We start from the raw sequence: 26,320 nt of genomic DNA, 5'->3' as shown, positions 1-26,320 counted from the left end.
CCACAGATTAAAAAGGTTGAGTCCAAAAGAGGAAAGCAACTAGGATAAAGCCTTATCAATGTTGAGGCTATCATGCGCGTTTTGGTTTTCCTGCTTATCACACTTTTTCCCGGCTTAGGTCACGCGACCGGGTCCGCACTGCTGCGCTGGCCGGATACCCAGCAGGCAGTGCCGGAGCCGCTAACGGACGTTACTGCAAACAAAGTCTGGAAACTGTGCGCGCTGTATCCCAGCTTGAAGGATTCCTACTGGCTTTCCGTGAATTACGGCATGCTGGAGGCGGCGAAAAAATACGGCGTAAGCCTGAAGGTGCTCGAGGCGGGAGGGTATCGCCAGTTCGACACGCAAAAATCACAAATCGCTCAATGCCAGCAATGGGGCGCGGATGCCATTTTGTTGGGCAGCAGCACGACGACTTTTCCGGATTTGCAGGCGCAGGTTGGCACGCTGCCGGTTATCGAGGTGGTGAATGCTATCCATGACGCAACGGTAAAAGCCCGGGTTGGGGTTCCGTGGTTCCAGATGGGTTATCAGCCTGGCCGCTATTTGGTTAAGTGGAGCGCGGGCAAACCGCTAAAGGTCTTATTATTGCCAGGACCTGATGACGCCGGGGGCAGTCGTGAGATGGTGGCCGGATTTCGTCAGGCGATTGCCGGCAGTCAGGTGCGCATCGTGGATGTGGCGTTGGGCGATAATGATATTGAAATACAGCGTAACCTGCTGCAGGAGATGCTTGAGCGTCACCCGGATGCCGACGTGGTGGCCGGTACGGCAATTGCTGCGGAAGCGGCAATGGGGGAGAAGCGCAATCAGGGCGCGCCGTTAACTGTCGTCTCTTTTTATCTGTCGCATCAGGTGTATCGCGGGCTTAAACGCGAAAGAATCATTATGGCTGCCAGCGATCAAATGGTCTGGCAAGGTGAACTGGCGATTCAGCAGGCTATCAGAGTATTACAAGGGCAGCCGGTGCCGGAAAATATCAGCCCACCGATCCTGGTGCTCACCCCGAAAAATGCCGACAGCCAGCATGTAAAGTGCTCGTTGTCACCCGGCGGATTCCGTCCTGTTTATCTGTATCAGTACACGTCGGCCGCTAAAAAATAGCCTTCCCCGTGCTGCGTTACCAGTAAATCAGCCCGCAGCTTGTGGCGTAAACGGCGGATCAGTACGTCCACGGTGCGTAAGTCCGGATTGTCTACCCGTCGCGCCGAAAGCATGCGCAGTAAACGTTCGCGACTGAGAATTTCCCCCGGATTGGTGACAAACGCGACCAGCATTTCATACTCGGCGCGGGTGAGTTTGATTGCCTCGTCGCCCAGTTCCAGAGTATGACGGGAGACGTTCAAACAATACCCGGCAAACTGATAGCAGTTGTCTTTAGCCTCCGGTCGCGCCTCGCGGGCAAGGTCGATACGCCAGAGTAAATTTTTCACTCTCACCACCAGTTCACGTAGCTCTAGCGGCTTGGTGACATAATCATCAGCCCCCATTTCCAGGCCAACGATACGGTCAATTTGGTCACTACGACCCGTGACCAGGATGATCCCCACCGTTGAGCGTTCACGCAGGGCGCGGGTCAGCATTAAGCCATTTTCATCCGGGAGATTGATATCTAACAGAATAAGATCGACAGAGTGTTGTGACATGATTTCACGCAGGCCGGCTCCGCTGGCTGTGACCGAGACGTGATAACCTTCCTGTTCAAAATAAGCCTGTAATCGTGCCTGGGTAACGGGTTCATCCTCAACAATGACAATGTGATGCGACATCCTGGTTGTTGTCTCTTTCTGTTCATATCTGTTCACATTGTGCCGTAAGCCATTCATCCTGACCAGTGTTGCCGTTCACATTTGCGAAATAAGATCCTCTGTAACTAAACCATATATTTACAGGGGCTATTATGCGGAAACTATGGAGGGCGCTGCTCAGACCGAGCGCACGTTGGTCAGTGTTGGCGCTGGTCGTCATCGGGATGGTGGTCGGTATCGCGCTGATCGTCTTACCGCACGTTGGCATTAAATTAACCAGTTCAACCGAATTTTGCGTGAGCTGCCACAGCATGCAGCCGGTTTATGAAGAATATAAACAGTCTGCGCATTTTCAGAATGCCTCCGGGGTGCGCGCAGAGTGTCATGATTGCCACATTCCATCCGATATCCCTGGCATGGTGAAACGTAAGCTGGAGGCCAGCAACGATATTTACCAGACCTTTGTTGCCCACTCTATTGATACTCCTGAGAAATTCGAAGCCAAACGTGCCGAGCTGGCGGAGCGCGAATGGGCGCGAATGAAGGAGAATAACTCCGCGACCTGTCGTTCCTGTCATAACTATGATGCGATGGATCACGCGAAACAGCATCCTGAAGCTGCGCGTCAGATGAAGATTGCGGCCAAGGACAATCAATCCTGTATTGACTGCCATAAAGGTATTGCGCATCAGCTTCCCGATATGAGCAGCGGTTTCCGCAAGCAGTTTGACCAGTTACGCGCCAACGCAAACGACGATGGCGATACGCTCTATTCCCTGGACATCAAACCTATTTATGCCGCCAAAGGGGATAAAGAACCTGCGGGCTCACTGCTGCCTGCTTCTGAAGTAAAAGTGTTAAAGCGTGACGGCGACTGGCTGCAAATTGAAATTGTGGGCTGGACAGAGAGTAACGGGCGTCAGCGCGTGCTGGCGCAATTGCCAGGTAAACGCATTTTTGTGGCCTCCATTCGTGGCGACATCCAGCAGCACGTGAAAACCCTGGAGCAAACGACCGTCGCGGAAACGAATACGCAGTGGAGCAAGCTGCAGGCCACCGCCTGGATGCAGAAGGGCGATATGGTTAACGACATTAAGCCAATCTGGGCTTATGCCGACTCGCTCTATAACGGAACCTGTAACCAGTGCCACGGCGCACCTGAGAAAGAACACTTTGACGCCAACGGCTGGATTGGCACGTTGAACGGCATGATTGGATTTACCAGTCTGGATAAACGTGAAGAACGTACCTTACTGAAATATCTGCAGATGAATGCCTCTGACACCACGGACAAGCCGCATGGCGATAAGGGAGAAAGCAATGAAAAATAACGATCTCTTTCAGGCATCTCGCCGTCGTTTTCTACTGCAGTTGGGCGGCTTGACCGTCGCCGGTATGTTAGGACCTTCGCTGCTCACACCGCGCAGCGCCAACGCCGCAGAGGTGCAGGGAACTGGCGTCAAAGAGGGGATCCTGACCGGCTCTCACTGGGGGGCAATCCGCGCCACCGTGGTTGATGGGCGTTTTATTGAAGCCAAACCGTTTGAGCGTGATAAGTACCCGTCAAAAATGATCGCCGGACTGCCGGATCACGTGCATGGTGGGGCGCGTATTCGCTATCCAATGGTCCGCGTCGACTGGTTGCGTAAACGCCATCAGAGCGATACCACGCAGCGTGGAGATAACCGCTTTGTGCGCGTTTCGTGGGATGAAGCGCTGGACTTCTTCTATCAGGAGCTGGAGCGAATTCAGAAGACCTATGGCCCGAGCGCGCTGCTGACGGCCAGCGGTTGGCAATCAACCGGCATGTTCCATAACGCCTCGGGGATGCTAGCGCGCGCCATTGCGCTGCACGGCAACAGCGTAAGTACCGGGGGCGACTATTCCACTGGTGCAGCCCAGGTGATTCTGCCGCGCGTGGTCGGGTCAATGGAGGTATATGAACAGCAAACCTCATGGCCGCTGGTGCTGAAAAACAGCAAAACGATTGTGCTGTGGGGTTCCGACCTGATTAAAAACCAGCAGGCGAACTGGTGGTGCCCGGATCATGATGTTTATGAATACTACGAACAACTGAAAGAAAAAGTGGCGCGCGGCGAGATCTCGGTTATCAGCGTTGATCCGGTCATCACCTCGACGCACGACTACCTGGGCCGCGACAAGGTTAAACACGTCGCCGTGAATCCGCAGGCCGATGTGCCACTACAGCTGGCTCTGGCGCACACGCTTTATACCGAGAAGCTCTACGATAAGCATTTTCTCGATAACTACTGCGTTGGGTTTGAGCAGTTTCTGCCTTATCTGCTGGGGGAAAGTGACGGACAGCCTAAAGATGCCCAGTGGGCGGAAAAAATATGCGGGATTGATGCCGATACGATTCGTGAACTGGCGCGGCAAATGGCGGGCGGAAGAACGCAGATTATTGCCGGCTGGTGCGTCCAGCGTATGCAGCACGGGGAACAGTGGGCGTGGATGATCGTGGTGCTGGCCTCAATGCTTGGACAAATCGGCTTACCCGGCGGTGGCTTCGGCTTTGGCTGGCACTATAACGGCGCGGGCACGCCAAGCCGCAAAGGGATTATCCTGAGCGGTTTTTCTGGCTCCACTACCGTACCTCCTGTGCATGACAGCACTGATTATAAGGGGTACAGCAGCACCATCCCGATCGCGCGTTTTATCGATGCGATTCTTGAGCCGGGTAAACAAATTAACTGGAACGGCAAAACCGTCAAGTTGCCGCCGTTGAAGATGTGCGTTTTTGCCGGGACCAACCCTTTCCATCGTCACCAGCAGATCAATCGTATTATTGAGGGCTGGCGTAAGCTGGAAACCGTTATCGCCATCGATAATCAGTGGACCTCGACCTGTCGATTCGCTGACATCGTATTGCCCGCGACGACCCAGTTTGAGCGTAACGATCTTGACCAGTATGGCAACCACTCCAACCGCGGCATTATCGCCATGAAACAGTTGGTGCAGCCGCAATTTGAAGCACGTAATGATTTCGATATTTTCCGCGATCTCTGCCGCCGCTTTAATCGTGAAGAAGCCTTTACCGAAGGGCTGGATGAGATGGGGTGGCTGAAACGGATCTGGCAGGAAGGAAGCCAGCAGGGGAAAGGGCGCGGCGTTCATCTCCCCGCTTTTGACGTTTTCTGGAATCAGCAAGAGTACGTTGAATTCGAACATCCGCAGATGTTTGTACGTCATCAGGCATTCCGCGAAGACCCCGATCTTGAGCCGCTGGGCACGCCGAGCGGATTGATCGAAATTTTCTCGAAAACCATTGCCGGTATGCAGTATGACGACTGCCAGGGGCATCCGATGTGGTTTGAGAAAATCGAACGCTCACATGGTGGACCCGGGTCGCAGCGTTGGCCACTGCATCTGCAATCTGTTCACCCTGATTTCCGTCTGCACTCGCAGCTTTGTGAATCTGAAGCGCTGCGTAAGCATTATGCGGTAAGTGGTAAAGAGCCGGTGTTTATCAACCCGCAGGATGCCAGCGTCAGGGGGATTCGCAACGGTGATATTGTCCGTGTGTTTAACGCACGTGGACAAGTACTGGCCGGGGCGGTTGTCTCCGATCTCTACTCGCCAGGCGTGGCGCGTATTCATGAAGGTGCCTGGTACGACCCTGATAACGGCGGAGAAACTGGGGCGCTGTGTAAATACGGCAATCCAAACGTATTAACAATCGATATCGGCACGTCTCAACTGGCGCAGGCGACCAGCGCTCATACTACGCTGGTGGAAATTGAGAAATATACCGGCAAGGTGGATAACGTGACGGCGTTTAGCGGCCCGATAAAAATGGTGGCGCAGTGCGAATATGTTCCGGCGGAGAAGGTATCGTCATGATAAAACACTCTTCCCTGACAACAGAACAGATGGCCTGTGTTTACGCCTGGCTGGCGCAGTTGTTTTCCCGGGAACGTGACGATGACAGCCTGGCACTTTTGCAGTCCAGCGAAATGGCTGAGTGGTTCGCGGTGCTAAAAGGTGAACCGTCGCTTGAAGCGGAAGTCCTTCAGCTGGAGGAGAAAATTGCTGCGCTTCAGGTGCGTGAGGACGCAACCCTCGAACTGGCGGCTGATTTTTGTAGCCTGTTTCTGATGTCGGAAAAACACGCGGCGTTACCCTATGCGTCGGCCCATCTTGAAGGAGGGCCGAATTACGGGGTCATTAAACGATTGTTAGCCGATGCTGGCATGCAGGTAAGCGAAACGTTTAGCGAGTCAGCCGATCATCTGGCAATTTTTATCGAACTGCTGAGTCATCTGCATTTTTCTCTGGGAGAGTCCGGGCTTAGCCGCCAGCGTATTGATGCGCTGCGCGGAGAAACGCTGGCGGGGCTGTTACGCTGGTTACCGGAATTCACCGCCAAATGCCGCCGCTATGATGACTTTGGTTTCTACGGTGCGCTGAGTCAGCTGTTGCTAGCACTGGTCAGACTGGATATTCAGAACTGAGTGATGGCCTAAGCCACAGAACACCGGGAATACATTCGCTCTAATGCTTGCCATTTTAACGAAAATGAATGGGCGTAATGAGTAACTGAGAGTGGGACATCCGGAGGCAATGAATCTGTTGCCTCCGGTATATTGCTACATTTACCGCTGAGGTGAACGCAACCCTGAGCAAACATCACATGTGCTCAATAATGCTTAACCTATAAACGTTAGTGCAAATTCGCCCCCATTTTGACCCTATCACCGCACAACCAGCACGGGACATTTTGCATGGCGTACTACGGCAGCCGCCGTTGAACCCAGCAGATAAGTGCTAAAACCAGGCTTATGTGAGGCAATAACAATAAGCTCAGCGTCAACCGACTCCGCCAGTTTGAGGATCTGATCCTTCGGCGGGCCGTAAACGACGTGAGTCTGACTCCTGCCTGCAGGAATATTGAACTGCTTAATAATCTCTTCGAGTTTTTCGCTGGCCTTGGCCTGCAGACCGCTTCTGTCCGGGAATTCTGTTGAGTAGGCCAGCCCCAGCGAGGCATAGAACGGAACGGTAGGAATAACGGCTAAAAAGTGGACCTTAGCGGTTTTGGCATGCGCCTGGACCTGTGGAACAACATGGCGGGTTAAATCGGTTTCAGAGATATCAATGGGTACCAGAATTGAGCGATACATATTCACTACCTCCTGTTTGTTTACCTCTACCCAGAGTGTAGCGAAAATCGAATCTGTATAATAAGTGACCAGATCAAGGTTGCATGCATAAATGCGCGTCAATGATAGGTGTGTGTCACAACTCTTGTCGTGAATGTATATCTGAGCACAACCACAAGAGGGGTATCTTCATTAATACGTGTTATCTCGTAATAGAAAAGGGTTCGTTTTTATGTTTTTTCATTGTATATTTTATTATATAGCGACTATTGCCAAGGGCATAATTTTAATGCCATTCAGCACTCATCAAACTTTTATTCTGACGTTTCCATAATTAATGGTTAATTAAACCTTGGATTTGGTTTAATTATCTGAATTTAAAAAGGTATTTTATATTTAATTTCGTTCGTATTAATTATGCGAGCGCCTTCAAACTTACCCACATGCTGATTCTCATTTCCCTCTGCGTTTGATGAATATCAATAAGTAGCCGCGTTAGGGTAATTATTGTCTACCCATTAAAGGGTATTCATCTTGTGGGAATAAAAGATGAGAAAAATAAATAAAACCATCCTCGGGACGATGCTGCTGTGCATTGTTCTTGGTGCTGTTATCGTTTTGGCAGGGCAATGGACGTTGCACAAAACCTCAAGCACGGAATTCTGTTTGTCGTGTCATACGATGCAGGCACCGTATGAGGAATATACCGGTTCGGTTCACTTTCAGAATCAGAAAGGTATTCGTGCAGAGTGTGCTGATTGTCATATCCCCCAGGGCGGCCTGGATTATCTGGTGGCTAAACTGCGGGCCTCAAAAGATGTTTATCATCAGTTCATAACCAAAAAAATCGATACCCCAGAAAAATTTGAAGAACACCGTCTGGAGATGGCGCAAACCGTCTGGGCACAGCTAAAAGCGAGCGATTCTGCGACCTGCCGTAGCTGTCACAGCATGGACGCGATGGATCTTGCCGCACAAAGCGCGGAGGCCCAGAAAATGCACAAAATGGGCATTGAGGAAAAGCAAACCTGTATTGATTGCCACAAAGGCGTCGCCCATTTCCCACCTGAAATAAAAATGGATGACAGCGCGCTCAAAGGGCTTGAAGCGCAGTCCGCCTCCACCCCTGCTTCGGCAACAGAGCTTTATGCCGTAAGCAACACCGCGCTGGGCGATTTGGGAACCGTTTACCCGGCAACAAAAATGCAGGTTCTGAAAACAACGGACAATACGCGACAGGTCGAGATTCGCGGTAGCCAGATGCAGGGAAATGAACAGGTCATTTACTACGCGGCAGGACAGCGTTTGATTCTTGCCAGCCTGAGTGAAAAAGGTCAGCAATCGCTGAAGATCCTCTCCGACTGGAAAAAAGATGATTACGGCAATGTGTGGCGAGATGTCGTGCTGCAGGGTGAATGGAGCGGTTCCGCTCTCGCCAGCCGTGAACCGATGTGGGATTACGCACGCAAACTCGACAATGTGTACTGCGCGGGCTGCCATGCGCCAATTCCGGCGAATCATTTCACGCTCAACGCCTGGCCTTCAGTAGCAAAAGGGATGGGCGCTCGCACCAATATCAGTGAAAACGAACTGGATATCCTGAGCCGTTACTTCCAGTACAACGCTAAAGACATGAACAAATAAGCGATAAATCAGGAGAAATCATGAAACTCACAAGACGTGACTTTATTAAGACGGCCGGCGCGGCAACCGGGACAATGGCGATTTCTTCGGTGATCCCAATGCCGGCCTGGGCCGAAGGCCAAAATGGCGGAGCGATTCTGACGGCAGCGCGTTGGGGCGCGGTATACGTGGAAGTAAAAGATGGCAAAGTGGTTTCCTCAAAAGGCGCGTTGCCTAAAACGGTGCCGAACTCGTTACAGCAAACCGCGCCGGATCAGGTCCATACCAATATCCGCGTAAAATATCCGATGGTGCGCAAAAGCTATCTGGAAAACCCGGGTAATGCGGATGGTAAACGTGGAAGCGATCCTTTCGTGCGGGTTAGCTGGGAGCAGGCACTGAAACTGATACATGAGCAGCATAGCCGGATCCGTAGCAGCTATGGCCCAGCGTCGATATTTGCTGGTTCCTATGGCTGGCGCTCCAGCGGCGTTCTGCATAAAGCGCAAACCTTACTGCAACGCTATATGAGCATGGCCGGTGGTTACGCAGGTCATACCGGAGATTATTCAACCGGTGCCGCGCAGGTGATCATGCCTTACGTTGTGGGATCGGTTGAAGTCTATGAGCAGCAAACCACCTGGCCGATGGTGCTTGAGCACAGTCAGGTCGTGGTGCTGTGGGGGATGAACCCGCTCAATACCCTCAAGATTGCCTGGAGCAGCACGGATGAACAGGGGATTGAATACTTTAATCTGCTGAAGAAATCAGGGAAAAGCGTCATCGCCATCGATCCGATGCGTTCCGAAACCATTGAGTTCTTTGGTGATAATGCAACCTGGATTGCGCCACATATGGGGACCGATGTGGCGATGATGTTAGGGATCGCCCATACGCTGGTGAAGAAAAATCTCCATGACAAAGCCTTCCTGGAAAAATACACCACTGGATATCCGCAGTTTGAAGAGTATTTGCTCGGCAAGAGCGACAAAATAGAGAAAACCGCCGAGTGGGCTTCCGGCGTGTGCGGCGTGCCTGCTGAGCAACTGGAGAAGCTGGCGGAAATTTTCTCCAGCAATAAAACCATGCTCATGGCGGGTTGGGGGATTCAGCGCCAGCAATACGGTGAGCAAAAACACTGGATGCTGGTGACTCTGGCGGCGATGCTGGGGCAAATTGGTACCGAAGGCGGTGGTTTCGGGTTCTCTTATCACTATTCCAACGGCGGTAACCCAACGCGTACCGGGGGGGTATTGCCAGCCATCTCCGCCCAAATTGAGGGTGGGTCATCTGCGGGTAACGACTGGGCGGTTTCCGATGCGGTGATCAGCCTGCCGGTAGCGCGAATTGTCGAAGCGCTGGAAAATCCAGGCGGCAAATATCAGCATAACGGTAAAGAGCAAACCTTCCCGGATATCAAAATGATCTGGTGGGCGGGCGGCGCAAACTTTACCCATCATCAGGATACTAACCGTTTAATCAAAGCCTGGCAGAAGCCTGAACTGGTTGTCATCTCTGAGTGCTACTGGACCGCAGCGGCCAAACATGCCGATATAGTCCTGCCGATAACCACGTCGTTTGAGCGCAACGATCTGACCATGACCGGTGATTACAGTAACCAACATCTGGTACCGATGAAGCAGGTCATTGAGCCGCAGTTTGAAGCACGCAGTGATTTTGACGTATTTGCCGATCTGGCGGAGATGCTCAAGCCTGGCGGTAAGGCGGTCTACACCGAGGGCAAAGATGAAATGGCGTGGCTGAAGCAGTTCTATGATGCCGCGCAAAAAGCCGCCCGCGCCCAGCGTATCGCCATGCCTCAGTTCAACGCGTTTTGGCAGCAAAACAAACTGATCGAAATGCGTGAGAATGAAAAGAATAACAAATATGTACGCTACGCGGATTTCCGCAGCGATCCGGTGATGAATGCGCTTGGAACGCCGAGCGGTAAGATAGAAATCTACTCAAAAACGATTGAAGGCTATCAATACAAAGATTGCCCGCCGCATGCGTCATGGATTGAACCCGATGAATGGAAAGGAACTGCGGATAAAGATCAACTGCAGCTACTGACGGCGCACCCGGCACATCGTCTGCATAGTCAGTTGAACTACGCTTCGCTGCGCAAAGAGTACGCGATTGCCAATCGTGAGCCGGTAACGATTCACCCGGATGATGCGAAAGCCAGAGGTATTGCCGAGGGCGATCTGGTACGCGTATGGAACGCGCGTGGACAGGTGCTGGTGGGGGCACACATCAGTGACGGTATCAAACCGGGAATCATCTGTATCCATGAAGGCGCATGGCCAGATATTGAGAACGGTATCTGCAAAAATGGCGGCGCGAACGTGCTGACGGCGGATATCCCAACCTCAAGGCTGGCGAATGGCTGCGCGGGGAATACCAGCCTGGTATACGCAGAGAAATTCACCGGCGAAGCGCCAAAACTCACCGTCTTTGATGAGCCAGCAATCGTCACTCTGTAATGATGGTTGAAAAGCGGGGGCCGTAAGGCTCGAATGCTGGCAATTAACGAGGATGAGTGGCCGTAGCGATAACGGAGAGTGGCACATACGGAGGTAATGAATCTATTGCCTCCGGTATGTTTGTCACTTCTCTGAAACGATCCTCCCTGTGAACGTGTTAAGGGTACTATCGCCGTACCCTTAACAATCCCGGCTCCCGGCGGGAAAATTGCCGCTCCGCGGTCCCCTCCGTTTATTCCTCCAGGCTACCGGGCCGGGCGCGAGGTAGCGTCCCTGCAAAACGCGCCCTGAACCCGCATCCCTGCGGGTTCTCCCTGCCTTACGGAAACTCGTCGGCAATTTTCAGCCGGACCAGCCCACACCTGCCCACCTGCGTTTTTTATCTGAACAGCAAAACAGATTTAACTGATCGGCAGTAGGCCGTAAGGCTCCCGCTTTTTATTGCTGTTTCGGCAATGTCTTATCGCCGTTACTCTGCCAGCACAATCACATCTCCCGTTGCCGGGGCGTCAGTTCCCGGTAGCCACAATCGACCCCACGAACCGGTGCAATGACAGCCGAGTAGTTTTTCTGGTTGTTGTTGCTTAATAAATTGTCGGGTTCGCCATAGCTTAGCGGGGGAGGCTGTGCGTAAATGGAACCCACCGACGAGGGCGTAAATTTGGTTAACGCCGGTGATGTTTTGGCAATGGCGTACGATATTCTCTATTCCCCGATGCCCGCATCCGGTAATGATGACTAACCCGCGATCAGATTTATAGATCAATACGCCTTCGTCGCAGATGTAATCCGGTTGAGGTGTTTTCTCGCTAACAACGCCATAGGCCTGTGGAGTGGCGACACTAATTTCGCCGGACCACAAAAATCGATCGCCGATCGCCAACGGTTCACGGGTGTATTCCATGATTAGTCGAGAATAATCGTTATCACGCGAGAGTTTTTTTATTTTTCTTGGCGTTCCCGCCAGGGTTATTGAAGCATACCGTTCGCAGGCTATTTGGGGATGGCAAATGATACGACTGTTATCCGCCAGCCATGGCACGCCGCCACAGTGATCGTAATGGCCGTGCGAAAGAACCACGGCGGTCAATTGCGTCAGGTCTACGCCCATTTGGGCGGCGTTAAGTATGAAGCTGTCGTCCGGGCCGGTATCAAATAGTATGGTGGTGGTTTCATCCTGAACTAACAGACTTAATCCAGGCTTTGCCCGTAATGATTTATCTGCGCTCGCAGCGCGCCTGTTTTCAAGCAATACCGTGAGGGTTAATGCCATGCCTGACTCCAGTATTAAAACGGCATACTGTAATACATGACCGTTGAGAGCGCTGTGATCGCAGCGCTCTTTGTGCTGACTTAGCGGTGATAGTAATGGCCGTCATCATCGGAGTGATGGTGACTATGCCGCCACGCATGCTGGTTCTCCCTTTGCTCGCTCTCCTGGCGTTCATGCTCTTTATCACGGTTGGCTTCACGATTTTTGTGATTAGCGATCGCCGTGGCAACTGCTGCGGCCCCAATACCAGCAGCGGTTGCAGAAAGGTAAGGATGTTCGGCACAGCCCGACAGACTAGCCATAATAACCAACGTGGAAATCAGTTTTTTCATTGTGGCGGTATCCGTTACTCGCGCACAATTTTGCCAGCATTCCCGGCATCGCTGTCATTCCAGCTACCGCGACCATTCGTTTTAATGGTGTAAGTGGCATAGCCGACACGGAAGGTCATCGTATCCTGATAGGTATTTACGTCACGCACTTCATTACCATTGACGTACACGCTGGAACCCTCGACGTGAATATCAACGCTGCGTTGACCATTGGCAAATTTGGCTACGTAATTCCCGCTGAATTTGCCGTAAATATCGGCATTATCGTGGTTATCCCGGTCAGCGGTATTTTGCTGCTCTTCACCATGATGATGATGACGGCTCTGCTGGCTGTTGCCGTTCTCAATAAAGCCATGATCGCGGTTCCACTGATAGGATTTATTGATATCGCAGCCATTGAGTTCACTCATTTGTGTACAACCTGAATGTTCATACTTTTTCTGCATTGCCGGGGTAATTGCGCATGCCGTTGTGGCCGTTGTCAGGCCGAGGACAAAGAGGGTCAGCAGACGTTTTTTCATTTTTTTGCTCACTATCATCATTAAGTTTATTTATAGGAATACGAACTGTTCGAATGTCATGTTTACGACGACGGCAGTCTCCCATTAAATATTAATGACGCATACCAGGGGGAATCCTAATTTATATTAATGGTGAGGGTGTGGGGGCTGGAACATGCAACATTACAAGCAGGTGAATTACGTAGTTTATACAAGTGAGATAAAACGCTTAATTATATTTACTTTTTAATGAAGTGTTTAAAGAAATATTAATATTGACATTAACGGCAGGAACGCAGGCTTGTAAATGTACAGGCCTGCGTGGCGCGTTTTGTCCGCAATATTCATACATAGCGTATTGATGGACATTTTATTCAACACAGGGCAACGTTACCCTTGCGAGGGGATCTGTGCGCGGTGCTGCCTGGCCTGAACCTCATGGGCATATGAATGACCGTTATTCACTGACTGGTGAACGACCATCGCTTTTTCATGTTTATTCATTTGTGAAAAAGGGCGTGCCTGGGATGGCGTTGACGTTGAATTATTCGTCTGCGCGACGTGTTCTTGCGCCATTTGTTGATGTGCAGGGGCACTGCTGTTATTCATCATTTCATGGGCTGCTGCGGCCTGTTGATGCATTTTGGGGGTGTCTGCCGCATTAACGCCAGCTGAAATAAAAAACGCGATAGCGAAAAAAGAAGATATCTTATTCATCATATTTCTCCTGTTTGGGTTTACGGAAGAAATTATAATTAGTGAGGGCTGTCAGCGGCGTGACAGGATTATGACGGTTATGTCAGAGAATCGGTGATGATATATATACCGGTCATACTTCAAGCTGCATATGCGTTGGCTGCGCTCGTTCACCCCAGTCATTTACTTAAGTAAGTGACCGGGGATTACCTCTCTTGCCGCCTTCCTGCAACTCGAATTGTTTAAGGTATCAACGCCATTATCATAAATTACATCGCATGCTTGGGCAGCGTCAGAATAAAACGGGTGGCAAGCTGATCGGATGTCACCGAGACTTTCCCCTGATGGGCGATAACAATCGATTTCACAATCGCCAGGCCAATACCGCTGCCTTCGCCTTTACGCTGTCGCGAAGGGTCAACCCGATAAAAACGATCAAATAGCCGCGATAGATGCTGTGGGGGAATGGGGGGGCCGGGATTTTCCACGACTATCTGGACCAGGCCATCCGCCTCTTTCACCCGCACGGTTACCGACTCGCCTTTTGGCGTGTAGCGCATGGCATTTGAAAGCAGATTACTCATTGCCCGGCGTAGCATTAACGGATCGCCTGAAACCCAGCATGCGCGTCCTTCAAAACGTAAGCCAACCTCGCGCTCTTCTGCCCAGGCTTCGAAAAAATCGAACACTTTACCAACCTCATCGGCCAGATTAAGCGCTGTCTTTTCCGGGATAAGCTGATTGTTGTCTGCCTGCGCCAGAAACAGCATGTCGCTTACCATTTTCGACATACGACCAAACTCTTCAAGATTGGAATACAGCACGTCTTCCAGCTCTTTTTGGCTACGGGTTTGGCTGAGCGCAATTTCCGTTTGTGTGACCAGGTTGGTTATTGGCGTGCGGATCTCATGGGCAATATCCGCCGAGAAGTTCGACTGACGTTTAAATACATCCTCAATGCGTTCGATCATGTGATTAAACGAACTTACCAGTTGTTCCAGTTCAATAGGGACCGTTTGCGGATCGAGGCGCACATCAAGATCTTTTGAGGTGATATTTTGGATGCGCCGACTGACATTACGGATCGGTTCATGGCCTTTATACACAGCGAACAGCACGATAAATACAATCATCATGCTAATCAGCGATGCCGTCATAATCAGTTTGTTTTTCAGGTCGTTAATATAGTGCAGATGAAAATCGATCGATAACGCCAGATACAGCGTATACGCCGCTTTTCCATCAGTCAGCTTTCCTACCGGCAGGCGAATCATTCGCCAGTTAGACGACGTTTTTTGTCCGTGAATATGTTTGGCCGTTTGCAGTGTTGGGCCGGATATAATAAAAACATCGCTGGCATGGGCATTTTTATCCGGTCTTGCGCTGGCGATAAATTGCCGGAGATCCGGCGCATTTGGCGAATGAAAAATGGCTTTCTGCTTACTGTCTTCCAGAGAAATAATGACGTTCGAGTAGCCCTCAACCACGTTTTTTAGCGTTTCCAGGCGGCGTGATTCTGGCTCGTTGGGTTGGTTAATAATCCGCTCCAGCGTGGCGCTGATCTCTTGTAAATCATTGATGTCCTGCTCGGCGAAATGGACCTTCACGGAGTGGATCATTATCCATGCAAAGGCGAAAAATGAAGCAATTGTCGCCAGACTGATAAAAAAGGTCAGTCGTGTCGCCAGCGAAAAAGGGCGCCGCCATCGTTTACTGGGCATCAGGAACCTCAAGCATATATCCCACGCCGCGTACGGTCTGAATCAGTTTCGGTTCAAAATCGTTATCAATTTTGGCGCGCAGACGCTTAACGGCGACGTCGATGGCATTGGTATCGCTGTCAAAATTCATATCCCAAACCTGGGAGGCGATCAGCGAGCGGGGTAAAACTTCCCCTTGATGACGCAGGAAAAACTCAAGCAGGGTAAACTCTTTGCTGGTCAGAGTAACACGCGTCCCGCTGCGGGTGACTTTTCTGCTGACCAGATCGACCATTAAATCCGCGACCTGAAACTGGCTTTCGACAATCACCGCCGCCCCGCGGCGCAGCAGCGTTCTGACCCGCGCCAGCAGTTCGGCGAAGGCGAACGGTTTGACCAGATAATCATCAGCGCCTAATTCCAGACCCTTAACCCGATGTTCAATGGTACCCAGCGCGGTGAGGAGAAGAATGGGCATCCCTTTGTTAGCGGAACGCAGCATCCGTACGATATCCCAGCCGTTTACATCCGGCAGCATGATGTCGAGTATGAGCAGGTCGTAATCGCCGGTCATCGCCAGGTGGTACCCGTTCAGGCCGTTATCCGCTAAATCCACGACAAAACCCGCTTCCGTCAGGCCTTTCGTCAGGTATTCACCGGTTTTTTTCTCATCTTCGACTATCAACACCTTCATCGCATTCTCCTTCTCACACGGGTTGTGCGGACTTTCAATTCTAGGGAAGCGGGATCGGATAGCAATCGGTTATTGGGAAAATGACAGTTTTGTCATTTTCCTGTCACCGCTTAAACAGAGTCACTTCGTTAAAGTACAACACTATAAATTCCTACATTTTTTAGGGCCATCAGTCCGGTCAGGACGAGAAGAACTATGAGCAAATTTAAGCTTCTTACCCTCAGCGCTGTATTCGTTCTCGCCGGTTGTTCATTGGCGCCGGACTATCAGCGTCCGACATTGCCTGTGCCGCAGCAATTCTCCTTAAGCCAGAACGCCCTGGTTTCTGCACCGGTGGGATATCAGGACACGGGCTGGCGGAGCTTCTTCGTTGACTCTCAGGTAAAGGCGCTGATTGGCGAGGCGCTGGTCAATAACCGCGATTTACGTATGGCAGTGCTAAAAGTTCAGGAAGCGAGAGCGCAATATGGCGTCACGGACGCTGACCGCTACCCGCAACTCACGGCAGGTTCCAGTGGTACTTACAGCGGCAAATTAAAAGGCGATAGCAGCACCGATCGTGAATTGGAAGCTGGACTCAATCTCAGTTTCGATCTGGACTTCTTTGGTCGGCTAAAGAATATGAGTGAAGCCGAGCGGCAGAACTTCTTTGCCAGCGAAGAGGCGCGTCGGGCGGTACACATCTCATTAATCTCCAACGTATCGCAAAGTTATTTCAATCAGCGTCTGGCTTATGCACAACTGCAAATTGCCGAAGAAACGCTGCAAAACTATCAGCGTTCTTACGCTTTTGTTGAGAAGCAGTTGCTGACCGGAAGCACCAACGTGCTGGCGCTGGAACAGGCGCGGGGCGTGATTGAAAGCACGCGCAGCGAAATCGCGAAGCGTAAAGGTGAACTGGCGCAGGCGAACAACGCGCTGCAACTGTTGCTGGGTACGTACGGGAAATTACCCAACGACCAGATGCGCAGCAGCGGGGATATTAAACCAGTAACGCTGCCGCCATCGCTCTCGTCGCAAATCCTGTTGCAGCGCCCGGATATTTTGGAAGCTGAACACGGATTAATGGCGGCGAATGCCAATATCGGCGCCGCACGAGCAGCGTTTTTCCCGTCGATTACCTTGACCAGTTCGGTTTCCAGCAGCAGCAGCGATCTTTCCAGCTTATTTAATGCGACCAGCGGCATGTGGAATTTTGTCCCCAAAATAGATATTCCCATTTTTAACGCCGGACGTAATCAGTCCAATCTCGACCTCGCTGAAATTCGCCAACAGCAGTCGGTGGTGAATTACGAACAAAAAATTCAGAACGCGTTTAAAGAGGTGGCGGATGCGCTGGTGTTGCGCCAAAGCATTGCCGATCAAATTAGCGGTCAGCAGCGCTACCTGACGTCATTGCAAATCACCTTACAACGCGCCAGAGCGCTTTATCAAAATGGTGCGGTTAGCTACATCGAAGTACTGGACGCCGAACGTTCTTTATTCGCTACGCAGCAATCGCTGCTCGATCTTAATTACGCCCAACAGGTTAATGAAATTAAGCTGTTTGCTGCCTTAGGCGGCGGTTGGGTGGAGTAATCCTTAATATTAACTTTTCAGGAGCATCAAGTATGAATACTACCGCCAAAGCCGTGTTGTTTAGCTTTTTCTCTGTGGTCATGTTTAACGCTCAGGCCAATGAGCATCAGCATGGCGAGATGATGAACATGCAGCCAGCGGCCCAACAGGAAGACGTCATTAGCGCCACCGGGGTGATTGAAGCTATTGATAAAGAAAGTAAAAAAATCACGATCAAGCATGATCCCATTGCCGCGGTGAACTGGCCTGCCATGACGATGCGTTTTACGCGGGTTGCCGACACCAAGGCTGACGATATTAAACCCGGCGATAAGGTTGCGTTTACGTTTGTTCAGCAGGGAAATATCTCTGTGTTACGCGATATTCACATCAGTAAATAACGTTCTCGCTGGTCTCTTTTATTCTTGCCCGGATTCTTCGAAATTCGGGTGAGACTATCGCGCAATGGAAATCACTATGGCGTCTTTAAATATTAAAAATACCGCGCTTATTCTCGCTGGCATGATTGCCGGTGGGGTTATTTCTGTCGGTATTTATACTTATTATTCATCAGCAAACGTAACGGCTGAAACCGGGCAGGCTTCGCAAAAAGAAGCCAGAAAAGTGTTGTTCTGGTATGACCCCATGTACCCGAACACGCGCTTTGATAAGCCGGGTAAATCACCGTTTATGGATATGGATCTGATCCCCAAATATGCCGATGAAGAGACCGCGAGCGCGTCAGCGCCTGGCGTGCGTATCGATCCCACTCAGACCCAAAATTTGGGTCTGAAAACAGAACCTGTGCGCCGTGGCCCGCTGCACTATGCGCAAACTTTCCCGGCTAACGTTAGCTATAACGAATACCAGTTTGTTATTGTCCAGGCTCGCTCAGCAGGCTTTATCGAGAAGGTTTACCCGCTAACCGTGGGCGACAAAATTAAGCAAGGTGCGCCGCTTATCGATCTGACGATTCCCGACTGGGTTGAGGCGCAGAGCGAATATTTGTTACTGCGGGAGACCGGCGGCAGTGCGACGCAGGTGGAAGGGATTCTGGAGAGATTACGTCTGGCCGGTATGCCGGAAGCGGATATTCAGCGCTTAAAATCGACGCGTAAAATTCAGACCCGCTTTACCCTGAAAGCCCCTATTGATGGGGTGATTACCGCATTCGATTTGCGTACCGGCATGAACATTTCCAAAGACAATGTGGTCGCGAAAATTCAGGGGATGGACCCGGTATGGGTCAGCGCGTCGGTCCCGGAATCTATCGCCTGGCTGATCAAAGACGCCTCGCAATTTACCATCACCGTGCCCGCCTGGCCGGATAAGCCTTTCACCATTAGCAAGTGGAATATCTTGCCAAGTGTCGATGCCACCACGCGTACGCTGCAGATCCGTTTGCAGGTCAATAACCCTGATGAGGCGCTCAAGCCGGGGATGAATGCTTACCTGCAACTGAAAACGCAAAGTGAACCGATGCTGCTGATCCCCTCAAAGGCGTTGATTGATACAGGCACCGAGCAACGGGTGATCACCGTCGATAACGAAGGTCGATTTGTACCGAAGCAGGTTGCGGTATTCCATGAATCTCAAGGGCTGACGGCTATCCGCTCAGGCCTGACTGAAGGTGAAAAAGTGGTGTCCAGTGGTCTGTTCCTGATTGATTCCGAGGCGAATATCTCTGGCGCACTGGACCGTATGCGCGCGCAGAACAGTGGTGCGCAAGACGCATCCGCAAAGCCAGCCCAGGCGACCCATTCACACTGAGGACATGATAAATGATTGAATGGATTATCCGCCGTTCGGTGGCAAACCGTTTTCTGGTGATGATGGGGGCGCTGTTTCTCAGTATCTGGGGAACCTGGACTATCATTAATACCCCGGTTGATGCGTTGCCCGATCTCTCTGATGTTCAGGTGATCGTCAAAACCAGCTATCCAGGGCAGGCACCGCAAATCGTTGAAAATCAGGTGACTTACCCGCTGACCACCACCATGCTGTCGGTACCGGGCGCGAAGACCGTGCGTGGTTTCTCGCAGTTTGGTGATTCCTATGTGTACGTCATTTTCGAGGATGGCACCGATCCTTACTGGGCGCGCTCGCGCGTACTGGAGTATCTCAACCAGGTTCAGGGGAAATTACCGGCAGGGGTTAGCGCGGAGATGGGACCGGACGCCACGGGCGTCGGCTGGATCTTTGAATATGCGCTGGTCGATCGCAGCGGTAAACACGATCTGGCAGAGTTACGAACTCTTCAGGACTGGTTTTTAAAGTATGAGTTAAAAACGATTCCGAACGTGGCAGAGGTGGCCTCGGTAGGCGGCGTGGTTAAACAGTACCAGGTTGTTATCGACCCGATGAAGCTGACGCAATATGGCATCAGCCTGGCGGAGGTGAAATCTGCACTGGATACGTCGAATCAGGAGGCGGGCGGCTCGTCTGTTGAGATGGCTGAAGCGGAATATATGGTCCGTGCCAGTGGGTATCTACAAACGCTTGATGACTTCAATAATATCGTCCTGAAAACAGGGGCCGACGGTGTACCTGTTTACCTGCGCGATGTCGCGCGTGTGCAAATTGGGCCGGAAATGCGCCGTGGGATCGCCGAACTGAATGGTGAAGGCGAAGTGGCGGGCGGGGTGGTAATTCTGCGTTCCGGTAAAAATGCGCGTGAAGTGATCTCCGCCGTTAAAGCCAAACTCGACACGCTGAAAAGCAGCCTGCCGGAAGGCGTTGAGGTAGTTACAACATACGATCGCAGTCAGCTCATCGATCGCGCTATTGATAACCTGAGCTATAAGCTGCTGGAAGAGTTTATCGTTGTTGCGCTGGTATGCGCGCTGTTCCTGTGGCATCTGCGTTCGGCGCTGGTAGCGATTATTTCCCTACCGCTGGGACTGTGTATCGCGTTTATCGTGATGCATTTCCAGGGGCTGAACGCCAATATCATGTCGCTTGGGGGCATTGCCATTGCCGTCGGGGCGATGGTCGATGCCGCGATCGTGATGATTGAAAACGCCCATAAGCGGCTCGAAGAGTGGGGACATCAGCATCCGGATGAAAAACTGGATAACGCAACGCGCTGGAAGGTCATTACCGATGCCTCGGTAGAGGTCGGCCCGGCATTGTTCATCAGCTTGCTGATTATCACCCTGTCGTTTATCCCTATTTTCACGCTCGAGGGGCAAGAGGGGCGACTGTTCGGCCCGCTGGCGTTCACCAAAACGTATGCCATGGCAGGCGCGGCGTTTCTGGCTATTGTCGTCATTCCGATCCTGATGGGATTCTGGATCCGTGGCAAAATACCGGCGGAAAGCAGTAACCCGCTTAACCGTTTCCTGATCCGTATTTATCATCCGCTGTTGTTGAAGGTGCTGCATTGGCCTAAAACCACCCTGCTGGTGGCGGTGCTTTCAATACTGACGGTTATCTACCCGCTGAATAAAGTCGGTGGTGAATTCCTGCCGCAGATTAACGAAGGCGATCTACTGTATATGCCTTCAACCCTGCCGGGAATTTCGGCGGCGCAGGCGGCGGATATGCTGCAAAAAACCGACAAGCTGATCATGACCGTTCCGGAAGTGGCGCGCGTGTTTGGTAAAACCGGTAAGGCGGAAACCGCAACGGATTCCGCGCCGCTGGAAATGGTCGAAACAACGATCCAACTGAAGCCGCAGGATCAGTGGCGTCCGGGGATGACGATGGACAAAATCATCGCCGAACTCGACAAAACCGTGCGCTTGCCAGGGCTGGCGAATCTGTGGGTTCCGCCTATTCGTAACCGTATCGACATGCTTTCTACCGGCATCAAAAGCCCGATTGGGATAAAGGTGTCAGGTAACGTTCTGGCTGATATCGACGCCACGGCGGAACAAATCGAAGAGGTAGCCAGAACCGTGCCGGGCGTCGCTTCGGCGCTGGCTGAGCGGCTGGTGGGCGGGCGCTATATTAATGTGGACATTAATCGGGAGAAAGCAGCCCGCTACGGTATGACCGTTGGCGCGGTACAGTTGTTTGTCACCTCCGCGGTCGGAGGCGCGATGGTGGGCGAAACGGTGGAAGGGATTGCACGTTATCCGATTAACCTTCGCTATGCGCAGAGCTATCGTGATAGCCCGGAAGCGCTGCGTAATCTGCCTATTCTGACGCCCATGAAGCAGCAAATCACGCTGGCTGATGTTGCAGATGTGACAGTGGTTTCTGGTCCGTCGATGTTGAAAACCGAAGATGCGCGACCCACCAGCTGGATTTATATCGACGCCCGCGACCGTGACATGGTTTCGGTGGTGAACGATCTGAAAAAAGCGATCGCTGAAAACGTACAGTTAAAGCCGGGGACCAGCGTGGCGTTTTCCGGGCAGTTCGAGCTGCTTGAACGCGCCAGCCATAAGCTCAAACTGATGGTGCCGATGACGCTGATGATTATCTTCGTCCTGCTTTATCTGGCTTTCCGTCGTTTTGGTGAAGCGCTGCTGATTATCACCAGCGTGCCCTTTGCGCTGGTAGGAGGGATCTGGTTCCTCTACTGGATGGGGTTCCATATGTCGGTTGCGACCGGAACCGGGTTTATCGCCCTGGCTGGCGTTGCCGCGGAGTTTGGCGTAGTGATGCTGATGTACTTGCGCCATGCTATTGAAGCCGAGCCTGCGCTGGAAAATCCGCAAACCTTTACGGCGGATAAGCTGGATGAAGCGTTGTATCACGGCGCGGTGCTGCGCGTGCGTCCGAAAGCGATGACCGTGGCGGTGATTATCGCGGGCCTGTTGCCAATCTTGTGGGGGACAGGGGCGGGCTCAGAAGTGATGAGCCGCATTGCCGCGCCGATGATTGGCGGCATGATTACCGCGCCATTGCTGTCGCTGTTTATTATTCCGGCAGCTTATAAGCTGATGTGGCTGCACAGGCATCGCAGCCAAAAGTAATGCCTTGAAGCGCTCGCCTGCGTCGGTTTTGTTGCCGAAGCAGGCGGTGCGTTATGCCGCCAACGCTTTCACGCGTTTGCGGTACTCGCCCGGCGTGCAGCCAAATCCCCGTAAAAAGACTTTGTGAAACGACGATTCGCTGGCGTAACCCACCGACTCGGCAATAACGATCAACGGCTGCGATCCGCGTGACAGCATCTGGGCGGCGAATTGCAGCCGTAGCTCGGTTAACACCGCCAGCGGCGTGGAGTTTGATACTTCACGGAATAGCTGCGCAAAGCTGGCCCGCGACATATGGGCACGCTTTGCCAGTTCTTCGACAGTCCAGGGAAAAGCCGGTGACTCCAGCATCATGAAGACAACGGCACCCAGCCTTGGGTGCAGCAGTAAATTCAGCACATTTTTAGCGGGTGTCGGCTGGGCTAGCCACTCGCGAACGGCTAACGCGAACAGCGTAGCGCATTGCTGGCTGCAAACGATGTTGGAGCCAGGCAGATCGTTGATGTATTCCTGCTGCATCAGCGCAATCATGGCCTTCAGCCAGTGGCTAATGGGACTGTTATCTTCTGGTGTCAGTATTAATACTTCCGGAAGGGCGGTTAAAAAATAGCGTGAAGATGCCTGCAATCGCAGGCTTCCGCAGACAATATGCGTTTGTTCTTCCCCTGTCTGGCACAGCCGATGCGCGGAGTTTTGAGGCAGAATGACTATTGTTCCTGGGCGTAACGTAGAAGACGTTCCGTCTGGCATATCCAGTTGAGCAAACCCCTGGGTTACCGTATGCCAGCGGATAACGGACAGCTCACCCGCCGCATGCGGCAGTTGCCAGTCCCTGCTCAGCAGGCAGTTTTGATCAATCGAGCCCTGCGGGTCGTTAAGCATAAGTAATCGGCTAAGTGCATCCATAAAGACTCCTGAGCAGTTCTTGTTGATGCTTGTCGAGATGAAGTAACGCTGTTACTCATTATTTATTAAATAAATTTATGGTCTTAGTTTATTTCCTCGATGGGTTGAGTGGAAGAGAGAGCGTAGTTATTTAGACGATTTGACAGTAATTTGCGCGATATGGATACATTGTTCATGCATCGTTAAACCTATACTTCAGTTCAACAAACGAACAGTGATATGGCGGAGAGACAGCATGAATCAGTATCAGGCGATTATTATCGGATTTGGCAAAGCGGGTAAAACGCTGGCGGCTACCCTGGCGAAAACGGGCTGGCGAGTGGCGATTATTGAACAGTCAAACACCATGTATGGCGGGACATGTATCAATATCGGCTGCATTCCCACCAAAACCCTGGTACACGATGCTGAACTTCAGCATGACTTTGCTGCGGCGATGCAGCGCAAGGCCTCCGTTGTCAGCTTTCTGCGTGATAAAAATTTCCATAATCTTGCCGATCTGGAAAATGTAGATGTGATTGAAGGTCGTGCTGAATTCATTGATAACCATACGGTGCGGGTCGTGCAGCCAACAGGCGCGATTGAACTAAGCGGCGAAAAGATCTTTATTAATACCGGCGCACAGGCAACGATGCCAAACGTGGCAGGGTTAATGACTACACCGGGCGTGTTTGACAGCACCGGGTTGTTAAGTTTGACGCAACGTCCGGAACGTTTGGGGATTTTGGGCGGCGGTTATATTGGTGTTGAATTCGCATCAATGTTTGCCAACTTTGGCAGTAAGGTCACCATTTATGAAGCCGCCCCACTGTTTTTAGCCCGCGAAGATCGGGATATTGCCGACGCTATCGCCAACATTTTACGCGACAAAGGGGTTGAGATTATCCTCAATGCCAGGGTGCAGGCAGTTTCGTCCCATGATGGCGCGGTGCAGGTGCAAATGCTGGAAGGCGTCCAGACTGTGGATGCGCTACTGGTGGCATCGGGTCGCAAACCGGCAACTGAAAATCTGCAGTTGCAGAATGCGGGTGTGGATGTCAACGAGCGCGGTGCCATTGTAGTGAATAAATATCTGCGTACTTCGGCAGACAATATCTGGGCCATGGGCGATGTGACGGGGGGGTTACAATTTACCTATATCTCGCTGGATGACTTCCGTATTGTGCGCGACAACCTGTTAGGCGAGGGATTACGTAACACCGGCGATCGCCAAAACGTACCGTATTCTGTCTTTATGACGCCGCCGCTTTCCCGTGTGGGGATGACAGAAGAACAAGCTCGCGCCAGCGGCGCGGCGGTCCAGGTTGTCACCCTGCCTGTCGCGGCTATCCCGCGTGCACGGGTGATGAATGACACGCGTGGCGTACTTAAAGCGGTGGTAAATCGCGAAACGAAACAGATATTAGGCGTATCGCTGCTGTGCGTGGATTCTCATGAGATGATTAATATCATTAAAACCGTTATGGATGCTGGTTTACCTTACACGACATTGCGCGATCAAATATTTACTCATCCGAGCATGAGCGAATCACTGAACGATCTCTTCTCTCTAATAAAATAATAATATAGTTTGCATGATTGCCCCACCTGTGTGGGGCTTTTTTTTATCATATATAAAGAAATACTCATGAACAGTTATTCTGGCGTTATGGAGGAAATAAGATAAGCAATAATGTTTTATTCTATTACGAGTGAAATCACTTGTTAATGGAAATAGAAATGAACATGCTTAAAACTTCATTATTGTTGACTGCTTTACTGACCGCGCCGGTGACATTTTCTGCACTGGCACAGCAGCCAGTCGAAGTAGCCCGCGTCAGCGTGTCGGCAATTGCCGCCGCACCTTCTGTTGTTGAACATGCAATCGCCAGACTGGCGCAGGAAAAGAAGGCAACTTCCTGGAAAATCACCTCAATGCGCATTGATAGCAGCACTCACGCAACCGCAATTTTGTACAAGTGAGGAGAGTCTGAATGGAAAAATATCTGCGTTTACTCAGCAAGGGCGACAGAATTGGATTAACATTGATTCGCCTGAGTATTGCCATTGTTTTTATCTGGATTGGCTTATTGAAATTTGTACCTTACGAAGCCGATAGTATTACGCCATTTGTTGCCAATAGTCCGGTAATGTCATTTTTTTATGAACATCCAGAAGAATATAAGCAGCATTTAACCCACGAAGGTGAGTTTAAACCGCAGGAGCGGGAATGGCAGAAGGCGAATAACACCTATACGTTCTCCAATGGCCTGGGCGTAGTCGAAGTGCTGATCGCATTGCTGGTGCTGGCTAATCCTGTTAGCCGTTGGTTGGGATTAATTGGTGGCGTACTGGCATTTGCTACTCCGATTGTGACGTTATCATTTTTAATTACCACACCGGAAGCATGGGTGATGCCACTGGGCGATTTGCACCACGGTTTTCCGTACTTGTCCGGAGCCGGGCGTCTGGTGTTGAAAGACACATTAATGCTGGCGGGAGCGGTGATGATCATCGCAGATTCATCGCGATCAATTATTAAGCAAAAGTATTGAATTTTTAACGTTGTACCCTCTGTAAGACAGTAAGCCTCTATAGTTCGATTCGGTAATTACCGGGCCAGCAGGATGCTGGCCTTTTTTCTGCCCTAAGGTAAATTTATTTTACAGGTGAAATATAATTATTCACTTTTTCACAATAACTAGTCGGAGCTATATTCCTGGTTAATGATATAGTGCCGTAAGCATTTTCTCTTCTTCTTGCGATAGCACGCCAGTCCGC

The 26,320-nt window shown here is 51.4% G+C and carries 22 protein-coding genes; 13 read left to right on the top strand and 9 right to left on the bottom strand.

Features of this window, described 5'->3' with window-relative positions:
- Window positions 1-72: 72 nt before the first annotated feature.
- On the top strand, window positions 73-1,104 hold the full coding sequence (gene torT, locus HV229_RS18300) for a TMAO reductase system periplasmic protein TorT (protein WP_047358039.1): 1,032 nt from the start codon (window positions 73-75) through the stop codon (window positions 1,102-1,104).
- On the opposite strand, the gene torR is transcribed toward torT, so the two are convergent.
- Window positions 1,077-1,769: a two-component system response regulator TorR gene (torR, locus tag HV229_RS18295; protein ID WP_016152137.1), complete on the bottom strand. Its 693-nt coding sequence runs from the start codon at window positions 1,767-1,769 to the stop codon at window positions 1,077-1,079. The two genes, torT and torR, sit on opposite strands and share 28 nt — an antisense overlap.
- Window positions 1,770-1,900: 131 nt before the next feature.
- Between torR and torC the strand changes: the two genes are divergently transcribed.
- Genes torC through torD form a run of 3 tightly spaced genes read left to right on the top strand, consistent with a single transcriptional unit; the run spans window position 1,901 to window position 6,220 of the window.
- Window positions 1,901-3,079: a pentaheme c-type cytochrome TorC gene (gene torC, locus HV229_RS18290; RefSeq protein WP_016152138.1), complete on the top strand. Its 1,179-nt coding sequence runs from the start codon at window positions 1,901-1,903 to the stop codon at window positions 3,077-3,079.
- Window positions 3,069-5,609, top strand: coding sequence for a trimethylamine-N-oxide reductase TorA (gene torA, locus HV229_RS18285; protein WP_016152139.1), 2,541 nt, complete (start codon window positions 3,069-3,071; stop codon window positions 5,607-5,609). The genes torC and torA overlap by 11 nt, the downstream gene beginning before the upstream one ends.
- Entirely contained in the window at window positions 5,606-6,220 is a 615-nt protein-coding gene (gene torD / locus HV229_RS18280; RefSeq protein WP_181546096.1) for a molecular chaperone TorD, read from the top strand. The genes torA and torD overlap by 4 nt, the downstream gene beginning before the upstream one ends.
- A 240-nt stretch (window positions 6,221-6,460) precedes the next feature.
- On the opposite strand, the gene uspF is transcribed toward torD, so the two are convergent.
- Window positions 6,461-6,889: a universal stress protein UspF gene (gene uspF, locus HV229_RS18275; RefSeq protein ID WP_003835732.1), complete on the bottom strand. Its 429-nt coding sequence runs from the start codon at window positions 6,887-6,889 to the stop codon at window positions 6,461-6,463.
- Window positions 6,890-7,417: 528 nt separating this feature from the next.
- On the opposite strand from uspF, the gene HV229_RS18270 reads away from it, so the two are divergent.
- On the top strand, window positions 7,418-8,512 hold the full coding sequence (locus tag HV229_RS18270) for a NapC/NirT family cytochrome c (RefSeq protein ID WP_016155916.1): 1,095 nt from the start codon (window positions 7,418-7,420) through the stop codon (window positions 8,510-8,512).
- A 20-nt stretch (window positions 8,513-8,532) separates the two neighbouring features.
- Window positions 8,533-10,977, top strand: coding sequence for a trimethylamine-N-oxide reductase 2 (locus HV229_RS18265; RefSeq protein WP_016152143.1), 2,445 nt, complete (start codon window positions 8,533-8,535; stop codon window positions 10,975-10,977).
- Between the two features lie 469 nt (window positions 10,978-11,446).
- Here HV229_RS18265 and HV229_RS18260 read toward each other — a convergent pair whose 3' ends face one another.
- The 6 genes from HV229_RS18260 to cusR form a co-directional block, all read right to left on the bottom strand.
- Window positions 11,447-12,250, bottom strand: a complete 804-nt coding sequence (locus HV229_RS18260; protein WP_181546094.1) for an MBL fold metallo-hydrolase — start codon at window positions 12,248-12,250, stop codon at window positions 11,447-11,449.
- 80 nt (window positions 12,251-12,330) lie between these two features.
- Window positions 12,331-12,582 (bottom strand): membrane lipoprotein lipid attachment site-containing protein, encoded by a 252-nt coding sequence (locus tag HV229_RS18255; protein ID WP_181546092.1) that lies wholly within the window; start codon window positions 12,580-12,582, stop codon window positions 12,331-12,333.
- A 14-nt stretch (window positions 12,583-12,596) separates the two neighbouring features.
- The gene (locus tag HV229_RS18250) at window positions 12,597-13,103 is read right to left on the bottom strand and encodes a hypothetical protein (protein WP_047418251.1); all 507 of its coding nucleotides are present in this window, start codon (window positions 13,101-13,103) and stop codon (window positions 12,597-12,599) included.
- A 369-nt stretch (window positions 13,104-13,472) separates the two neighbouring features.
- Window positions 13,473-13,799, bottom strand: a complete 327-nt coding sequence (locus tag HV229_RS18245) for a hypothetical protein (protein WP_016155922.1) — start codon at window positions 13,797-13,799, stop codon at window positions 13,473-13,475.
- 248 nt (window positions 13,800-14,047) lie between these two features.
- Complete coding sequence (locus tag HV229_RS18240) at window positions 14,048-15,499, bottom strand: Cu(+)/Ag(+) sensor histidine kinase (RefSeq protein WP_080858977.1); 1,452 nt, start codon at window positions 15,497-15,499, stop codon at window positions 14,048-14,050.
- Complete coding sequence (gene cusR / locus HV229_RS18235; RefSeq protein ID WP_047358044.1) at window positions 15,489-16,172, bottom strand: copper response regulator transcription factor CusR; 684 nt, start codon at window positions 16,170-16,172, stop codon at window positions 15,489-15,491. Before cusR ends, HV229_RS18240 begins: the two co-directional genes overlap by 11 nt.
- A gap of 195 nt (window positions 16,173-16,367) precedes the next feature.
- On the opposite strand from cusR, the gene HV229_RS18230 reads away from it, so the two are divergent.
- The 4 genes from HV229_RS18230 (at window position 16,368) to HV229_RS18215 (ending at window position 22,654) form a co-directional block, all read left to right on the top strand.
- On the top strand, window positions 16,368-17,750 hold the full coding sequence (locus tag HV229_RS18230) for an efflux transporter outer membrane subunit (RefSeq protein WP_080858978.1): 1,383 nt from the start codon (window positions 16,368-16,370) through the stop codon (window positions 17,748-17,750).
- 32 nt (window positions 17,751-17,782) lie between these two features.
- Entirely contained in the window at window positions 17,783-18,130 is a 348-nt protein-coding gene (cusF, locus tag HV229_RS18225; RefSeq protein WP_047415064.1) for a cation efflux system protein CusF, read from the top strand.
- Between the two features lie 76 nt (window positions 18,131-18,206).
- Entirely contained in the window at window positions 18,207-19,499 is a 1,293-nt protein-coding gene (locus tag HV229_RS18220) for an efflux RND transporter periplasmic adaptor subunit (protein ID WP_047415066.1), read from the top strand.
- 11 nt (window positions 19,500-19,510) lie between these two features.
- Window positions 19,511-22,654, top strand: coding sequence for a CusA/CzcA family heavy metal efflux RND transporter (locus HV229_RS18215; protein WP_016152153.1), 3,144 nt, complete (start codon window positions 19,511-19,513; stop codon window positions 22,652-22,654).
- 51 nt (window positions 22,655-22,705) lie between these two features.
- Here HV229_RS18215 and rclR read toward each other — a convergent pair whose 3' ends face one another.
- Window positions 22,706-23,560 (bottom strand): reactive chlorine-specific transcriptional regulator RclR, encoded by an 855-nt coding sequence (gene rclR / locus HV229_RS18210; RefSeq protein ID WP_181546090.1) that lies wholly within the window; start codon window positions 23,558-23,560, stop codon window positions 22,706-22,708.
- Window positions 23,561-23,795: 235 nt separating this feature from the next.
- Between rclR and rclA the strand changes: the two genes are divergently transcribed.
- The 3 genes from rclA to rclC all read left to right on the top strand — a co-directional run bounded on the left by rclA (window position 23,796) and on the right by rclC (window position 26,094).
- Window positions 23,796-25,121: a reactive chlorine resistance oxidoreductase RclA gene (rclA, locus tag HV229_RS18205; protein WP_181546088.1), complete on the top strand. Its 1,326-nt coding sequence runs from the start codon at window positions 23,796-23,798 to the stop codon at window positions 25,119-25,121.
- A gap of 164 nt (window positions 25,122-25,285) precedes the next feature.
- Window positions 25,286-25,522: a reactive chlorine resistance periplasmic protein RclB gene (gene rclB / locus HV229_RS18200; protein ID WP_029139445.1), complete on the top strand. Its 237-nt coding sequence runs from the start codon at window positions 25,286-25,288 to the stop codon at window positions 25,520-25,522.
- Between the two features lie 11 nt (window positions 25,523-25,533).
- Window positions 25,534-26,094 (top strand): reactive chlorine resistance membrane protein RclC, encoded by a 561-nt coding sequence (gene rclC, locus HV229_RS18195; RefSeq protein ID WP_016152157.1) that lies wholly within the window; start codon window positions 25,534-25,536, stop codon window positions 26,092-26,094.
- The last annotated feature ends 226 nt before the right edge of the window (window positions 26,095-26,320 follow it).

The organism is Citrobacter sp. RHBSTW-00524 (genome assembly GCF_013747755.1).
Taxonomy (GTDB): Bacteria; Pseudomonadota; Gammaproteobacteria; order Enterobacterales; family Enterobacteriaceae; genus Citrobacter; species Citrobacter braakii.
This window is presented reverse-complemented; position numbering and strand designations above follow the sequence as displayed.

What these genes read in the sequence shown, in the direction of transcription:
- rclC (WP_016152157.1), top strand. Translation starts at nt 25,534, where the DNA reads ATGGAAAAATATCTGCGTTTACTCAGCAAGGGCGACAGAATTGGATTA.
- rclA (WP_181546088.1), top strand. Translation starts at nt 23,796, where the DNA reads ATGAATCAGTATCAGGCGATTATTATCGGATTTGGCAAAGCGGGTAAA.
- HV229_RS18265 (WP_016152143.1), top strand. Translation starts at nt 8,533, where the DNA reads ATGAAACTCACAAGACGTGACTTTATTAAGACGGCCGGCGCGGCAACC.
- cusF (WP_047415064.1), top strand. Translation starts at nt 17,783, where the DNA reads ATGAATACTACCGCCAAAGCCGTGTTGTTTAGCTTTTTCTCTGTGGTC.
- HV229_RS18245 (WP_016155922.1), bottom strand. Translation starts at nt 13,799, where the DNA reads ATGAATAAGATATCTTCTTTTTTCGCTATCGCGTTTTTTATTTCAGCT.
- HV229_RS18270 (WP_016155916.1), top strand. Translation starts at nt 7,418, where the DNA reads ATGAGAAAAATAAATAAAACCATCCTCGGGACGATGCTGCTGTGCATT.
- HV229_RS18255 (WP_181546092.1), bottom strand. Translation starts at nt 12,582, where the DNA reads ATGAAAAAACTGATTTCCACGTTGGTTATTATGGCTAGTCTGTCGGGC.
- torC (WP_016152138.1), top strand. Translation starts at nt 1,901, where the DNA reads ATGCGGAAACTATGGAGGGCGCTGCTCAGACCGAGCGCACGTTGGTCA.
- HV229_RS18260 (WP_181546094.1), bottom strand. Translation starts at nt 12,250, where the DNA reads ATGGCATTAACCCTCACGGTATTGCTTGAAAACAGGCGCGCTGCGAGC.
- torR (WP_016152137.1), bottom strand. Translation starts at nt 1,769, where the DNA reads ATGTCGCATCACATTGTCATTGTTGAGGATGAACCCGTTACCCAGGCA.
- HV229_RS18240 (WP_080858977.1), bottom strand. Translation starts at nt 15,499, where the DNA reads ATGCCCAGTAAACGATGGCGGCGCCCTTTTTCGCTGGCGACACGACTG.
- rclB (WP_029139445.1), top strand. Translation starts at nt 25,286, where the DNA reads ATGCTTAAAACTTCATTATTGTTGACTGCTTTACTGACCGCGCCGGTG.
- HV229_RS18220 (WP_047415066.1), top strand. Translation starts at nt 18,207, where the DNA reads ATGGCGTCTTTAAATATTAAAAATACCGCGCTTATTCTCGCTGGCATG.
- cusR (WP_047358044.1), bottom strand. Translation starts at nt 16,172, where the DNA reads ATGAAGGTGTTGATAGTCGAAGATGAGAAAAAAACCGGTGAATACCTG.
- HV229_RS18250 (WP_047418251.1), bottom strand. Translation starts at nt 13,103, where the DNA reads ATGAAAAAACGTCTGCTGACCCTCTTTGTCCTCGGCCTGACAACGGCC.
- torA (WP_016152139.1), top strand. Translation starts at nt 3,069, where the DNA reads ATGAAAAATAACGATCTCTTTCAGGCATCTCGCCGTCGTTTTCTACTG.
- HV229_RS18230 (WP_080858978.1), top strand. Translation starts at nt 16,368, where the DNA reads ATGAGCAAATTTAAGCTTCTTACCCTCAGCGCTGTATTCGTTCTCGCC.
- uspF (WP_003835732.1), bottom strand. Translation starts at nt 6,889, where the DNA reads ATGTATCGCTCAATTCTGGTACCCATTGATATCTCTGAAACCGATTTA.
- rclR (WP_181546090.1), bottom strand. Translation starts at nt 23,560, where the DNA reads ATGGATGCACTTAGCCGATTACTTATGCTTAACGACCCGCAGGGCTCG.
- torD (WP_181546096.1), top strand. Translation starts at nt 5,606, where the DNA reads ATGATAAAACACTCTTCCCTGACAACAGAACAGATGGCCTGTGTTTAC.
- torT (WP_047358039.1), top strand. Translation starts at nt 73, where the DNA reads ATGCGCGTTTTGGTTTTCCTGCTTATCACACTTTTTCCCGGCTTAGGT.
- HV229_RS18215 (WP_016152153.1), top strand. Translation starts at nt 19,511, where the DNA reads ATGATTGAATGGATTATCCGCCGTTCGGTGGCAAACCGTTTTCTGGTG.